Raw genomic sequence first — 13,857 nt, 5'->3', positions numbered from 1 at the left:
CCGCGGGTAATGAAACGCCTTTTCTTTTACCTTTTTCAGCAAAACTCCACTCTCGCGGGTAATGAAACACCTTTTCTTTTACCTTTTTCAACAAATTTCCACTCCCGCGGGCAATGAAACGCCTTTTCTTTTACCTTTTTCAACAAATTTCCACTCTCGGGGGTAATGAAACGCCTTTTCTTTTACCTTTTTCAACAAAGTTCCACTACCGCGGGTAATGAAACGCTCTTTCTTTTACCTTTTTCAACAAAGTTCCACTCCCGCGGGTAATGAAACGCCTTTTCTTTTACCTTTTTCAGCAAAACTCCACTCCCGCGGGTAATGAAACGCCTTTTCTTTTACCTTTTTCAACAAAGTTCCACTCCCGCGGGTAATGAAACGCCTTTTCTTTTACCTTTTTCAGCAAAACTCCACTCTCGCGGGTAATGAAACACCTTTTCTTTTACCTTTTTCAACAAAGTTCCACTCCCGTGGGTAATGAAAGCCAAAAATCCCTTAAAAACGAACAAAAAAACACCTTCCAAGGACATCTTGGAAGGCATTTTTGACATCAATTATTTCGTTAATGAATGCTTAAACGCATAAATAACTGCTTGTGTGCGGTCTTGGACACGAAGCTTGCTTAAGATATTACTCACATGGGTTTTTACGGTTTTTAAGGCAATGAATAATTCATCGGCAATGTCCTGATTGGTTTTCCCCTCGGCCATTAATAGCAGGATCTCGAGTTCGCGGGTTGTAAGTTCTTCATGGGGTAAATGTTGATTTTTCTGGCGCATTTTTACCATCATTTTTCCGGTTACTTCCGGCTCAAGGACCGATTGTCCGTGATATGTAGCTCGAACAGCATCCGCAATTTCACTGGCTTTAGAGGTCTTCAGCATATAGCTGGTTGCCCCTGCCTCTAATGCAGGATAAACTTTTTCATCATCCAAAAAGCTTGTGACAATAATTACCTTCGCTTCGGGCCATTGTTCGATAATCTGTCTGGTTGCCTCAATTCCATCCATTTCCTTCATCACAAGATCCATTAAAATGATATCAGGCCGAAGTTCCAGAGCAAGCTCTACCCCTCTTTTTCCATTATCCGCTTCCCCGACCACATCAATATCAGGCTGGGCAGATAAATAAGCAGAAACACCGATCCTTACCATTTCATGGTCATCTACAAATAATACTCTAATCACTTGTACCATCCCCATTCTCCATCACTGGAACCTTCACTTCCAGACGTGTCCCTTTATGTTTCATACTAATCACCTTTAATGTCCCTCCCACTTCTAAGGCGCGTTCATGCATATTCTGCATCCCATAGGAGCCTGCCTTTGTTTCATCGTCTACCTCAAAACCAATCCCATCATCAACAACTCTCATAATAACGAGATCATCACGCTTAATCAGCAGTACCTCAAGTTTCCCTGCTTTTGCATGCCTGAGTGTATTGGATACAGACTCTTGTAAAATCCGAAATAGATGATCCTCTACCCCTTTATCAAGCGGAAAGGATTCAACCTTCCATTTAATATCCATCGTTACCTTCATAGATAATTCAAGCAGGAGTTCTTCGATTCCCTCTTGAAGCGATTTGTTCTTTAGGGCAACAGGCCGCAAATGAAGCAGCAGCGCCCGCATTTCTAACTGGGACTGATGAATCATTTCCTCGACCATTTTTAATTGCTTCGCTTCCCGGTAATCTTCAGAAAATTGTTTCGTTTCATTTATCGCAGACATCATCATTGAAGCAGCAAATAGCTGTTGACTAACGGAGTCATGCAATTCCCTTGCTAGACGATTTCGTTCCTGCTCGATAATCTCCTGAATCCTTGATTCCTGGTCCTCCACCTTTTCCGTCGCGAGCCGCTGCGAAAGCTTAGCCTGTTCCGACATTTGTTTGCCGATTTTCTCAATCCTGCTGGCAATCGTTTGTACTTCTGTAATCGAAGGCTTTACTTTTACCTCTGCCTGCCTTCCTTCTTCTAATTGATGCAGAGAGTGATCAACGGATAGAAGCTGCCTCCTCCAGAAAAATCCGGAAACGGCCCCAATCAGGACCCCTAAAGCAATACTAAAAACCGGTATAAAAATCACAATCGGAATATCCATAAAATGCCGGTCCCATAGCTCCGACCAATTAGACAACGGGAATACAGTAATAAACACAGCCGAAACAATGATCGCGGTCAAAAAAGAAAAGCCGACACTCCATACAATTTGACGCCCAGATGTACTCATATTCGGCTCACCTCTAAATTCCCGACCACTAGCGAAGTAAAGATCTTTACCTTTTGCTCGGCACTTTCATAACCAGGTGTTTTTAAATGAATCACTTGGTTAATCACTTTTGGTTCGTGATGTTCCAAAATGGTAGTTGAACCTGCCATACAGGAATGGTGAATACTTACTTCGATTTCATAAGGAACGAGGATTTGCATATTACCAATTATATTACGGATAAAAATGACGGTTTCTCCTTTTGGAAGCATCGTATAACTTAAATCGATAACGGTGTCCCCAATCCCGGACTGGATATTAATATCCTCCCATTCGTAAACACCTTGGGGGGTTTTTTGTTGTCCAAAAAAAATATTTTCAAAGAGCGGCTTACTCTTGTACATTGTCTCTTCCTGGTTAACCTGCTTAGGTTCGGCAATATCGACTGTAATTTTCTTTGGGTTCTTTTTCGAAGTGATAAATTGAATAAAAAAGTGCAGTAAAACAGCCATTAATAAAAATTTGAAGGTCATCATATTGATGACACTAATGACAAAGAAAACAATCCCTGCGAAGAATAGCAGCCTTCCGCTCTTTCTTCCGGCCCTTTTACGGCCTAAATACATCATTCCGCCTGATAAAAAAAGAGAGAAAATAAGCCCTCTGTTAAAAAATAAAATTTCCAGCCCCAGGACGAGGGCACCAATCATGACCAGCCAGCCAATATAATCGTTTTTCCTATTTTTAAACATTGGCTTATCCCTCCCCTTTGTTGTATGTTGCACCTCTTGTTAGATTCAAGATATGGTCAAAAGGCGTAGAGATTCTACGCCCTTTTAGAATACCATGATTTGGTTATAAAGTGGACTTGCTTTCTTCAACTTTCATTTCATTTTCCAATTGAGCAATTCTCGCATCGATGGTACTGCGGTAAAAGGATTGATTCACTTGATTTTCTAAACGATCTAAGTAATTTTCAATCTCTTTGAAACGAGAATAAGCTTTATCAGAGTTTGGATTTGAATCTAGGACTAAGTTCATCCGGTGGTTTGCCCGTGTCATATTTTCGCGCCCCATTAATTCCATCCGGCGGATTTGCATATCCTTTAGCTTGTGGTTCATCTCCTGATATTTTCTTTCTAATTCTTCAAGCTGCCCCTTGATTTGCTCAAGAGATTGGCTGAGTCGATTGGCACGTTCCGCATATTGTTGATGCTCGGCTGAAGCAAATTGATATAGCTCGTTTTCACCTGCCTGGGAAGCAATCTCCGCTTGGCGCTTTCTTTTTTCTGCCAGTTCCACGGCTTTCACATGTTCCTTCATAAATTCCTCTTTAAGGGCATATTGACGCTCGACTAACTTGCGGACCTTTTCTGTTTCCTGCTCACATTCACGTAAGTATTGATTCAGCAGGACAATCGGATTTTTCTTCTCCTTATGGTCTAGGGCCTCATGTAAATCAGCTGTAATCGTGTTTTTAATTCTTGTAAATAAGTTCGTCATTTTCCATCTCTCCTCATGGGTTTAATAATTTTTTAAATCGTTCCATTGTTTTTCAAAATTCACAAATGGGTCGTCTGAGTCCTTTTTCATTTTTGAATGTTTGTTCCCATTCCATTTTTTATAAACAAGATAGAGTACATAGGCTGCGCCGACACCGATAATCGCTGGTGCGTTATGAATCGATGCCATTAGGACAATGAAGCCGATAATCCCAAGGCCGATTTTGGCACCTATTGACTCGCTCTTTATAAACTGTTTAAAGATAAAATATAGAAGCACGAGGCTGACAAGTAAACCAATCATCGGACCAATCGTTGAAAGCAGTATAACAGCTGCAATCCCTCCCGCTACTAATAAACCGAATTTTTTCATTTCGTTTTCCTCCTTTCGTGATCTTGATATCATCTTACCTTTTTTCTTTTATTTCCATAATTGCGCTAGAGCTTGATTTTCATCTCGGCCCTAAGACGTAGAAAGGGTCAGCCCCTTATGGGAACTGACCCTTTGATTATCATTTCGAAATGAACATTTGCACCCAGTAATACCGTTGCGTTCCACCCTTTGCGTAGCCTACTCCAATGCGAGTGGTACTTGTGCTTAAAATATTGGCCCGATGCCCTGGACTGTTCATCCAGGCATTAACCACTTCCTGTGGTGTCGTTTGTCCTGCGGCGATATTCTCAGCTGCTGAGCGGTAGGAAATCCCAAAGTTCTTCATCATCGTAAATGGGTCCCCGTAGGTTGGACTTGTATGGGAGAAGTAATTCTTATCTCTCATATCCATTGCCTTATAGCGTGCAACCCTTGAAAGCTCCCAATCCGGTGTGAACGCTTTTAAACCGTATTTCGCCCTCTGTTGGTTCGTTAATTGAATGACCTGATTTTCGATACTTTTAGTAGCGCCTAAATCAGGTATCGTCACCTTTTGTCCAGGATAAATTAAGGCTGGATTTTTAAATTGCGGGTTCGCTGAAATAATTTCCGATAATCCAACCTGAAACCGGACAGCAATTTTCCAAAGCGAGTCCCCCGGCTGTATTGTATAGACCTGCTGGGCAAATGAAACGCTTGGAATACAAAATAAAGATAGGAAAAACAAAATACTAAACCAGAATGATTTTTTCAATTTTTTCGCCTCCTCCGAATATATATTTTTGATTTAAGGCTCAAAATATACAGGGACTGATAAATATTTCGTTTTATGTTGGAGGCTAAAAAGGTGAGAGACATTTCATGGATTACTTACATTATGTTAATTTTGGCAAGCTATCGTTTAACCCATTTAATTGTTTTCGATAAAATAACGGAATTTATTCGGAGGCCCTTTGTTAAAAAGGTGGAGGTCCAAACGGAAGATGGAACGAAATCGAAGGAAGTACCGACCTCTATGTTTGGGTATCTATTGAAATGTTATTGGTGTGCCGGGGTGTGGAGCGCAATCCTTCTTGGCGGTGCCTATTTACTTTTTCCAAAAGTAACGTTTGTGTTTATTTTCATTTTCTCCATTGCCGGCGGCCAGTCGATTATTGAAACCTTTGTGGGAGTAAATATCAAAAAGGTCAATTATTATGGAGGGCATGAGAAGAAAGAATAAGGCATTATCACTATAAATACTATGGAAAAAATGTTCCCCCCTTGGCATATAGTGTTAAAAAGGGGGGATTTTTCATGGCTTTATGGTGGGCTACAGCAATTGGCTTTATCATATGTCTTGGATTTATCTTAGGATCATTTATCCTTGCTATGCGAAAAGCACTGGACACGGAAGACTCAAGTCGGATTGACCCCATTCCATCAAAACCTGAAGATACGCATCAGTCTCCATCATAATGAATTAATAAAAAAATCACCCTGGACACGATTTCAGGGTGATTTTCACTATTACAGTGATTTCTCAATTGCCTGTTCGAATTGAGCGATAATATCTTCAGCATGTTCAATTCCGACTGAAATTCTCACGACCTCTTTTGTAATTCCTAAGGCTTCCGCAACCTCCTGCGGTAATTCTCGGTGGGAGGTCATTAAGGGGTGAGAAACGGTCGTTTCAACTCCGGCAAGTGTTGGAGCAATTTTGATCCAGCCCAAAGAACGGAAAAATTGCTGAATGTCTACCTTTTTGGAAAGCTGAATGGTAACCATTGCACCGTAACCTTTAGCATCTTTTTCAAATGGGTAATATACTTTTTCAATAAACTTGTTCTGGGACAAGGCTTCTGCTAATTTTCTCGCATTGGAAGATTGTGCTTTCATCCGCAATGCAAGAGTTTTTAATCCCCGGCAGGTCAGCCATGCTTCAAACGGGCTGACATTTGTCCCGAGATTGACCACCTTTGTTTTCGCCTGCGCAACTAAATCCTCTCTGCCAGTTAATACGCCGGAGATGACATCACTGTGTCCACCGATATATTTGGTCGCACTATGGACAACTAAATCAACGCCCATTAAATATGGACGGCAATGATAGGGTGTTGCGAACGTATTGTCCACCAAAGTAATCAACCCATGCTTCTTAGCAATCTGTACGACCCCTTCAATATCCTCTACGCGTAATAATGGATTCGAAATCGACTCCGTATATAAAAGCTTTGTGTTTTCTTTCATGGAGTTTTCCACAAGAGATTTGTCGGCAAAGGAAACAAAGCTTGTCTCAATCCCAAAGTCATTTAGTTCTTTTTCAAGCATATGATAGCTGCCGCCATATAGGTCATCAGCCGCCACGATATGGTCGCCATTTTTCACGACTGCCAGAATTCCTGCTAGGATAGCCGCTAATCCAGAAGATGCGGCCACACCGGCCGGTGCCCCTTCAAGTCTTGCGACTGCTTCCCCTAATTCATCTGTGTTTGGATTGCCTGTACGTGAATAAAGATAACTGCCATTACCTTGATAAAAACCTTCAAGTTCGTCCAGATCCTTAAACGTAAAGGCAGATGTTTGATAAATAGGTGTTACTTTACTCGAAATCTTTCTATCCTGTTTCTTTTCCTCATGTAAAATCTCTGTTTCAAAATGTGTTCCCAAACTCTTCACCCACTTTTAATATGTATTTTTCTTATTCATTTTTGGGGCGAAAACTGCTCAAGCATTCACTTTTAGCAGTTAAGGCGCCAGAATTTATTGAATATTCTTATATAAAAATATCAATCCAATAATCCCTCGTCAATCTAAACGTCTTAAAAAATTATGCAATAACATCAGATTATTTTTATCAGTTTAGGAAAAATTAAACATAAGCAAATTTTTGTAACTGGAGGATATAATATGAGCTCTTCTGAAAAAACCAATAAGTTTCCGAAAACATATTGGCGGGAAATAGAATTACCCACTTTTGAAGCATTAAAGGAAGATTTATCAGTTGATGTAGCGATTGTTGGTGCAGGGATTACCGGTATTACCGCAGCCTATTTGCTGTCTAAAGAAGGATTAAAGGTGGCACTGCTTGAGGCAGGCGGGGTCTTGAATGGAACGACCGGGCATACGACAGCAAAGGTTACCGCCCAGCATGGCATATTATATGATGAATTAATCAATCATTTTGGCGAGGAAAACGCAAAACTCTACTATAAATCCCATTCTGATGCGATTCAGTTTGTTGAAAAAATGGTAAACGAAAAAGGAATTGACTGCGATTTCAGTAAACAGGATGCCTTTATTTATGCCACAACGGAGCAATATAAACAGCAGCTTGAAACTGAAATGGCCGCCTACGAGCGATTAGGGATTGATGGTGCCCTTAAGGATACAATTCCATTTAAGATTCAAACGACCGGTGCACTAATGATGCGAAATCAGGCCCAATTTCATCCGCTTAAATTTTTAAAAGCGCTATTGGATGAGGCAGTAAGTGCCGGTTGTAAAGTGTTCGAGAACACAACCGCCATTGATTTGGAAGAGGAGGAAACCTCTCATCCAAAGGTGGTGACGAAGGAAGGCCATATCGTTACATGTAAAAAGGTAGTGATTGCTTCCCATTTTCCTTTTTATGATAAACCGGGTCTTTATTTTGCCAGAATGTACGCTTCACGATCGTATGCGATTGGAATTAGAATGGCGGAGGAATATCCGGGAGGCATGTATATCAATGCCGAGAACCCGCCTCGTTCGATTCGCTACACTCCTTTAAACGGAGAAAACTTGTTAATCATTGGCGGAGAAAATCACAAGACAGGTCAAGGAATTGACACACTTTCCCATTTCAAGGCACTTGAAGACTTTGCGAAGGAAGTATTCGGTATCTCTGAATATACATACCGTTGGTCCGCACAGGATTTAGTCACATTGGACCGAGTCCCTTATATTGGTCAGATTACTGAAAATAAGGAAAATGTTTTAGTGGCAACGGGTTATAAAAAATGGGGAATGACCACCGGGATTTTTGCCGGTCATTTACTGGCGGATTATGTTCTTGAACGGGACAACCCGTATAAGGAACTTTATTCCCCATCACGGTTCCAAGCGGATCCGGATTTAAAGCAAGTGATTTCTACCAATGCAGATGTGGCGAAGCATCTCTTAAAAGGTAAATTGGAGTTTGTGCCGAAAGATCCGGGAGATTTGCGGCCGGGTGAAGGGTCTATTGTGATGCATAAGGGAAAAAGAGCGGGAGCTTATAAAGATGAAAATGGCAAACTCTATATTGTTGATACCACATGCACCCATCTTGGCTGTGAAACGGAGTGGAATCATGCCGAAAAAAGCTGGGATTGTCCGTGCCACGGATCGCGATTCTCATATTCAGGTGATGTGATTGAGGGTCCCGCGTTGAAGCCGTTGAAAAATGTTGGGGATGAGTATTATTCATAGTGTGTTCTAAGGGTCTTGTGTCGGATATCGACACAAATTTGGGAGATATCAACACTTTTTAAACGGATATCAACACTCTTTCGAAGGATATTAACACAAATTCAGCGGATATCAACACTTTTTGAACGGATATCAACACTTTTTGAGCGGATATCAACACTTTTTGAACGGGTATCAACAATTTGCGTAGATATCTACAAATATCGCCCCCACAGCAAGAAGCGAAACCATACAAAAACGCCTCCTATCAACAAGGAGGCGTTCCTAATTATTTACTATTCGGACGGTTCCGTTTTAAATCTTCACCGGTTGTAAACTCAACAAGCTCTGAACTGGTTTTCATCGGTTTTTTGCGATTATTATTTCGTTGGGCATTCGCATTGCCAAGCTTCGTTCTTCCCACACTTACCATCTCCTTTTTCAAGAAAGTCAATGATAGTATGAGTAAAATGAGGCAAACTTATTCTAACACAGGCGGCCTGCGAACCAGCGTCAATTGTTCAAAACCATAGGCGGCTTCAATGAGAACAGGCTCACTATAAGCTGTTCCGGCAAAAGTAATTCCTACCGGTTCCCCGTCAGCGGTATAGCCCACCGGGACTGCAATCGTCGGATAACCGGCTTTCGCGCTAATATGCGATCCTTCCTCTCTCGGAAAAACAATTGAATCTAATTGATATGTTTTCAATGCATAATCGATTCCTTTTACAGTAGCATGGTAATGGTCAAATTCTAATGCTTTGAAATAGGCCTCTTCTGTTAAGGAACCGTTCGTCGCTTCTGACTCAAGCAAGACCGCCTGGCCGTATTTCAGCATTGATTCCTCATGGTTCTGATTAAACTTAATCAAATCTGCCAGTGTACGAATTGGAACGGATGAGTGAAGTCCATTCAAATAAGCGTTTAAATCCGGTTTAAATTCATAGATCAGGACATCGTACTTCCACTTAACTTTTGCGGATGGAATGACAATATTCTCCACCACCTCGGCACCGGAGGATTTTATTACATCTAAAGCAGCAAGAATCACCTTACGCTGATCCTCCCGAATCGAGTCAATAAAGCCTTCCCAAGCGATCCCAATTCTTTTTCCTTTAAGTCCTTCCCCTAAAAGATGCTTTGTAAAATCACAATGTTCAAATGGATTTGTTCCAGTAATCGGGTCTTCTTCATCTCTTCCGTTTAACACATTTAAAAGGGTTACTGCATCTTCTACAGTTCTTGCCATTGGTCCTGCGGTGTCCTGCGTATGGGCAATCGGAATAATTCCCCTGCGGCTAATCAGCCCCACAGTCGGTTTCATACCAACCAGCGAATTTAAGCAGGATGGATAAAGAATGGAACCGGATGTCTCGGTACCAACAGCTGCAGCAGCAAAATTGGCGGCAATCGCTGCACCAGAACCGGAACTAGAACCACCAACATCGAATTTACCTGGTCCATATGGATTTAATACCTGACCGCCGCGCGAGCTGTAACCATTTTTCATTCCAAGCGCCATGAAATTGGCCCATTCCGTCATATTGGTTTTACCGAGAATAACCGCTCCTGCCTTGCGTAACTGTTCCGCAACATAAGAATCCCTTAACGCAATCGAATCCTTTAATACTAAAGACCCCGCACTTGTGTGCATTTTGTCCTTTGTATCAATATTATCCTTTATTAAAATTGGAATTCCGTGCAGTGGGCTGCGGAGGCCCGTCTCTTCCCGTTCGGTATCAAGGGCAGCAGCAATCTGCAAAGCATCTGGATTGATTTCTAATACGGAATTAATCTCTTTATCATAGGTGGAAATTCTATGTAAATACAGCAGAACCAGTTCTTTTGAAGTCAGCTCACCACTGGACAATTTTTCTTGCATTTCTTGAATCGTTGCTTCCTCCAGCCATTCATCATGTAATTTTTTCAGCCTCGAATTTTCCATTTCGACCACCTCGTTAATACTATTCAAGAATAATCGTAGAAAATCCTTCCATGAAAAAAGACAGCGGAATTCCACTGTCTAGCGTCGTACTTTTTCTTCCGATTCAGCAATTTGCCCTTTATAAAAAATTCGTTTATGAAGCGGAACTTTTAACTCACGGCAAAAACGTTTCAGTTCCCTTTCTTCCCTTTCCGTAACCAGCGAGATAACGGTGCCGCTTGCACCCATGCGCCCTGTTCTTCCAGATCGATGTACATATTGATCAAGATCCCTTGGGAAATCAATATGGACAACATGAGTAACACCTTGGATGTCGAGACCTCTTGCCGCTATGTCTGTCGCAATTAGCATCGCCATTTTTCCATCGCGGAAAGCCTTTAGCGTGGACTGACGCTCTAACTTTTTCATATCACTATGTAAAATCCCGACTGATAGGTCTTTAAAATGTAATTTCTCTTTAAACACTTGAATCTCGCCAATATCATTGATGAATGCCAAAGCTTTAATTCCTTCTAACCGGGCGATTTTTTCAAGAAGTTTAATTTTATCACGCGGTTCAGCAAGAAAGTAAATATGCTCCACTTCTCCCGATGTTGCCGCCTCATCCTTCTTAATTCGTAAAACTTCTGGCTCTTTTGTTAAACCAGCTGCAAGCTTTTCTGTTTCGGCTTTCATCGTTGCCGAAAATAAAACCACTTGTCGGTCTGCCATCGTTGATTTGACGATATTTTGGACGGTCCCAAGATGTTCCGGAATCAGCAATTGATCTCCTTCATCCAAAACGACCATTTTTACTTCATGCATTTTTACTTTTTTTTGTTTAATGAGTTCATATAACCGGCCGGGTGTGGCAAAAATGACATGCGGGCGCTTCTTTAATTTTTCCAGCTGTCTTTTTACGTTTGCCCCGCCAATGATAGAGGCACCGCGAACTCCGCTGCCTTCCGACCATTTTTGAAACTCTTGGTAAACCTGCATTACGAGTTCCTGCGAAGATGCAAGCACTACGGTCTGCAACGACGGCAAACTTGAGTCAACTTTATTTAAAAGCGGCAGTAAGTAGGCAAGCGTCTTGCCTGTACCTGTTGGTGATTCTGCGATGAGATCTTTTCCTTCTAAGACGCGCGGGATGGCTTCTGTTTGGATGGCAGTCGGCACCAAGAAGCCTGATTTCTGCCATGCTTCCTGTAAGAAAGGCTTTAATGTGTTTAGCATAGGGTACTCCTTTTTCTATTACGTTCTTCTTATTATATTCGTCTTTGATACTATCTTATTCAAAAGGCGGTGTCTAGCTAATTAGCTGGCGATATTTAAATAATGGAGAATCCAAATAAGATGATAGGCAAGGACGGAAAAATAGAGTACGCCGGCGGCTGTGAGCAGTGTTCTAATTCTGCCTTTAAGCGGCTGGAGGTAAAACAAGCCAATTAAGATGAGGGGAAAAATAATTTTAATCATATAAAAATATACCCAGCCTATTTCAATCACCTGCTTCATAATTGGATTTCCTTCTTTGATCATTCCATTCGCAATTCCAAGATTCGTCAAGACCGCGTCTAATAAACCAGCTAAAAGCAGGAATACACAGATTTTCATCCTTTCCCCCTCAACAGAAACAAAATCGTTCTTAATAAAGAATGTTATAATAGTTCAATTCTTTCTATTAAGAGGAAATTCCTGCGAAGAAAAAGCACGATTATTGTCGAGGTTCCAGAAAGATGAAAAATAATAAAAAGGGCTGCTTGAAACAGCAGTCCTAAAACAATACGTAAAAGCCTAACAACCTCTTCTAATTCACGTAATGGCTTCTTTTTTCTTAGTATTTAACTGAGAGGAAATATTATTACTATACGTTTAGTCGAATATTCTTAATGCCAATTTATGAATCGTGCTCTGAATTTCATCTTGGTGAATGATGGTTTCATTATAAATGACCTGAATCGTTCCACTTCCCGGGACAACTGTCACTTTTTCAACCCCATGGTATTTTTTCATCTTTTTTTTGATCTTTCCAATACAACCTGTGCATGCCACATCATTTAATGCCAATTGGATAGTACTCATGTTCACGAAACACCCCTCATATGATTTTTTACAAAATACTCACCAAACTGAGTGCATTGTTCTATTTCTGAATCTGTTGGTGCCAGGTCGATTTTCAAACCATCTGCAACTACATCCGCACCCAATTCCAATAATTTATCGGATAAAATATCGACCGCTCTGCCCCTGTGTTCGTAAGTAGAGTCACATGATCCAAATGCCGCAGCGATTTTTCCGGTTAAATCCAATCCATCCATTTCTTCATAAAAATCGAGAAACTCATCAGCAAGGTCCCCGTCTCCCCATGTATAGGAGCCTAAAAGAATTCCATCATAGTTCTTCAGGTCTTTAACATCAGCTTCTAATATATCTTTTATTTCAACTGTTCCGCCCGCCTGGCAAATTCCCTTACCAATAGACTGGGCCAGCTCCTCTGTATTTCCTGTCATACTTGCATAAACAATTAAACAAGCTGCATTCATAAGAAATCACCTCTTGTTTTTCTTTCAGTTTATCTTAGGATGGGCAAGATAACCTTGATGTGCATCAAGAATTTGATTTATATCACACCAAAGAAAAAGGAGCCACAGTAAAATAAAAGGTAATATCTGCAGTTGGGAGTGATGTTGCATGTGCTGTGATCATTGCTGCTCTCATGAAGTTTCATGCGTACTGTCCGTTCCTGTTTTTCAAGGAATGAAGGTAGACGATCTCCACGTATTACAAAAGGTAACACGGAGCCGTAAATTTCAAAAAGGAGAGTTTATTTTTCAAGAAGGTGAGCGTTCCGAGACCCTGTTTGTGGTAAACGAAGGATTAATTAAGTTGACCAAAATGTCGGCGGAAGGAAAAGAACAAATTGTCCGCTTATTGTTTCCAAAGGATTTTTTCGGATTATATTCCCTGCTTAGAGATGAAAAACATTATGTAAATGCCCAAGCCGTTCAAGAAACGGTCATTTGTTATATCGATAAAAAGGATTTTCTAAAAACAATGGAGGGAAATGCTGGTCTGTCCTACCGGTTTTTAATCGCTGTGAACGACCGCCTTTATGAAGCGGATGAATCTGTAGGTCTTCTTGGTTTATTAGAGGTTGAGCAAAGACTGGCACGGGCACTCGTTCTTTTTTATCAAAAAATGAACCCGCAAAACGGAATTTTCACCTTACCCATCTCAAAGAAGGATTTGGCAAGCTATATTGGAACAACTCCAGAATCAGTTAGCAGGAAACTGTTAACCTTTATCTCCCAAAAGCTAATTAAAATGGACGGAAGGAGAAAGATTCAGATTCTAGAGTTGGACCAATTAAAAGAAATTGCCGGTCTGGATTAGCTGGTAAGAAAGTATAAGTGCAACTACTCCTCTGTCTTCGC

At 41.0% G+C, this 13,857-nt stretch carries 17 protein-coding genes; 4 read left to right on the top strand and 13 right to left on the bottom strand.

Annotation, left to right across the window (positions count from 1 at the left end):
• Positions 1-554 precede the first annotated feature (554 nt).
• From J2Y67_RS24390 to safA, 6 genes are all read right to left on the bottom strand, one after another.
• On the bottom strand, positions 555-1,187 hold the full coding sequence (locus J2Y67_RS24390; RefSeq protein ID WP_310178200.1) for a response regulator transcription factor: 633 nt from the start codon (positions 1,185-1,187) through the stop codon (positions 555-557).
• Positions 1,180-2,232, bottom strand: coding sequence for a sensor histidine kinase (locus tag J2Y67_RS24385; RefSeq protein WP_310178192.1), 1,053 nt, complete (start codon positions 2,230-2,232; stop codon positions 1,180-1,182). The genes J2Y67_RS24390 and J2Y67_RS24385 overlap by 8 nt, the downstream gene beginning before the upstream one ends.
• Positions 2,229-2,963, bottom strand: a complete 735-nt coding sequence (liaF, locus tag J2Y67_RS24380) for a cell wall-active antibiotics response protein LiaF (RefSeq protein WP_310178189.1) — start codon at positions 2,961-2,963, stop codon at positions 2,229-2,231. Before liaF ends, J2Y67_RS24385 begins: the two co-directional genes overlap by 4 nt.
• Positions 2,964-3,066: 103 nt before the next feature.
• Positions 3,067-3,714, bottom strand: a complete 648-nt coding sequence (locus J2Y67_RS24375) for a PspA/IM30 family protein (RefSeq protein WP_310178186.1) — start codon at positions 3,712-3,714, stop codon at positions 3,067-3,069.
• A 21-nt stretch (positions 3,715-3,735) separates the two neighbouring features.
• Positions 3,736-4,086, bottom strand: coding sequence for a lmo0954 family membrane protein (locus tag J2Y67_RS24370; protein ID WP_310178184.1), 351 nt, complete (start codon positions 4,084-4,086; stop codon positions 3,736-3,738).
• Positions 4,087-4,225: 139 nt separating this feature from the next.
• Complete coding sequence (gene safA / locus J2Y67_RS24365) at positions 4,226-4,840, bottom strand: SafA/ExsA family spore coat assembly protein (RefSeq protein WP_396954137.1); 615 nt, start codon at positions 4,838-4,840, stop codon at positions 4,226-4,228.
• 93 nt (positions 4,841-4,933) lie between these two features.
• Between safA and J2Y67_RS24360 the strand changes: the two genes are divergently transcribed.
• Both J2Y67_RS24360 and J2Y67_RS24355 read left to right on the top strand, forming a co-directional pair.
• Entirely contained in the window at positions 4,934-5,308 is a 375-nt protein-coding gene (locus tag J2Y67_RS24360; RefSeq protein ID WP_310178182.1) for a DUF1360 domain-containing protein, read from the top strand.
• Positions 5,309-5,382: 74 nt separating this feature from the next.
• Positions 5,383-5,544 (top strand): hypothetical protein, encoded by a 162-nt coding sequence (locus J2Y67_RS24355; RefSeq protein ID WP_310178181.1) that lies wholly within the window; start codon positions 5,383-5,385, stop codon positions 5,542-5,544.
• Between the two features lie 51 nt (positions 5,545-5,595).
• Here J2Y67_RS24355 and J2Y67_RS24350 read toward each other — a convergent pair whose 3' ends face one another.
• Positions 5,596-6,735, bottom strand: a complete 1,140-nt coding sequence (locus J2Y67_RS24350) for a trans-sulfuration enzyme family protein (RefSeq protein ID WP_310178179.1) — start codon at positions 6,733-6,735, stop codon at positions 5,596-5,598.
• A 240-nt stretch (positions 6,736-6,975) separates the two neighbouring features.
• Between J2Y67_RS24350 and J2Y67_RS24345 the strand changes: the two genes are divergently transcribed.
• On the top strand, positions 6,976-8,517 hold the full coding sequence (locus tag J2Y67_RS24345) for an FAD-dependent oxidoreductase (protein ID WP_310178177.1): 1,542 nt from the start codon (positions 6,976-6,978) through the stop codon (positions 8,515-8,517).
• A gap of 268 nt (positions 8,518-8,785) precedes the next feature.
• On the opposite strand, the gene J2Y67_RS24340 is transcribed toward J2Y67_RS24345, so the two are convergent.
• The 6 genes from J2Y67_RS24340 to J2Y67_RS24315 form a co-directional block, all read right to left on the bottom strand.
• The gene (locus J2Y67_RS24340) at positions 8,786-8,920 is read right to left on the bottom strand and encodes a hypothetical protein (RefSeq protein ID WP_269320920.1); all 135 of its coding nucleotides are present in this window, start codon (positions 8,918-8,920) and stop codon (positions 8,786-8,788) included.
• Positions 8,921-8,977: 57 nt separating this feature from the next.
• Positions 8,978-10,441: an amidase family protein gene (locus tag J2Y67_RS24335; RefSeq protein ID WP_310178176.1), complete on the bottom strand. Its 1,464-nt coding sequence runs from the start codon at positions 10,439-10,441 to the stop codon at positions 8,978-8,980.
• Between the two features lie 78 nt (positions 10,442-10,519).
• Positions 10,520-11,656 (bottom strand): DEAD/DEAH box helicase, encoded by a 1,137-nt coding sequence (locus tag J2Y67_RS24330; protein WP_310178174.1) that lies wholly within the window; start codon positions 11,654-11,656, stop codon positions 10,520-10,522.
• Between the two features lie 81 nt (positions 11,657-11,737).
• A complete protein-coding gene (locus tag J2Y67_RS24325; RefSeq protein ID WP_310178171.1) occupies positions 11,738-12,037 on the bottom strand; it encodes a DUF5658 family protein in 300 nt (99 codons plus the stop codon).
• Between the two features lie 258 nt (positions 12,038-12,295).
• Positions 12,296-12,505: a cation transporter gene (locus J2Y67_RS24320; protein ID WP_310178169.1), complete on the bottom strand. Its 210-nt coding sequence runs from the start codon at positions 12,503-12,505 to the stop codon at positions 12,296-12,298.
• A 2-nt stretch (positions 12,506-12,507) separates the two neighbouring features.
• Complete coding sequence (locus J2Y67_RS24315; RefSeq protein WP_310178166.1) at positions 12,508-12,966, bottom strand: flavodoxin; 459 nt, start codon at positions 12,964-12,966, stop codon at positions 12,508-12,510.
• A gap of 214 nt (positions 12,967-13,180) precedes the next feature.
• Between J2Y67_RS24315 and J2Y67_RS24310 the strand changes: the two genes are divergently transcribed.
• The gene (locus tag J2Y67_RS24310) at positions 13,181-13,816 is read left to right on the top strand and encodes a Crp/Fnr family transcriptional regulator (protein ID WP_310178164.1); all 636 of its coding nucleotides are present in this window, start codon (positions 13,181-13,183) and stop codon (positions 13,814-13,816) included.
• Positions 13,817-13,857 lie beyond the last annotated feature (41 nt).

Origin of the sequence: Neobacillus niacini, from assembly GCF_031456445.1 — a bacterium.
GTDB lineage: Bacteria > Bacillota > Bacilli > Bacillales > Cytobacillaceae > Neobacillus > Neobacillus niacini_I.
The sequence above is the reverse complement of the archived record's forward strand: the minus strand, read 5'-3'. Positions and strand labels throughout refer to the sequence as shown.

Bases quoted from the DNA above. Each gene is read 5' to 3' on its own strand.
- liaF (WP_310178189.1), bottom strand. From the start codon at position 2,963: ATGTTTAAAAATAGGAAAAACGATTATATTGGCTGGCTGGTCATGATT.
- J2Y67_RS24330 (WP_310178174.1), bottom strand. From the start codon at position 11,656: ATGCTAAACACATTAAAGCCTTTCTTACAGGAAGCATGGCAGAAATCA.
- J2Y67_RS24325 (WP_310178171.1), bottom strand. From the start codon at position 12,037: ATGAAAATCTGTGTATTCCTGCTTTTAGCTGGTTTATTAGACGCGGTC.
- J2Y67_RS24385 (WP_310178192.1), bottom strand. From the start codon at position 2,232: ATGAGTACATCTGGGCGTCAAATTGTATGGAGTGTCGGCTTTTCTTTT.
- J2Y67_RS24370 (WP_310178184.1), bottom strand. From the start codon at position 4,086: ATGAAAAAATTCGGTTTATTAGTAGCGGGAGGGATTGCAGCTGTTATA.
- J2Y67_RS24335 (WP_310178176.1), bottom strand. From the start codon at position 10,441: ATGGAAAATTCGAGGCTGAAAAAATTACATGATGAATGGCTGGAGGAA.
- J2Y67_RS24355 (WP_310178181.1), top strand. From the start codon at position 5,383: ATGGCTTTATGGTGGGCTACAGCAATTGGCTTTATCATATGTCTTGGA.
- J2Y67_RS24375 (WP_310178186.1), bottom strand. From the start codon at position 3,714: ATGACGAACTTATTTACAAGAATTAAAAACACGATTACAGCTGATTTA.
- J2Y67_RS24320 (WP_310178169.1), bottom strand. From the start codon at position 12,505: ATGAGTACTATCCAATTGGCATTAAATGATGTGGCATGCACAGGTTGT.
- J2Y67_RS24310 (WP_310178164.1), top strand. From the start codon at position 13,181: ATGAAGGTAGACGATCTCCACGTATTACAAAAGGTAACACGGAGCCGT.
- J2Y67_RS24315 (WP_310178166.1), bottom strand. From the start codon at position 12,966: ATGAATGCAGCTTGTTTAATTGTTTATGCAAGTATGACAGGAAATACA.
- J2Y67_RS24345 (WP_310178177.1), top strand. From the start codon at position 6,976: ATGAGCTCTTCTGAAAAAACCAATAAGTTTCCGAAAACATATTGGCGG.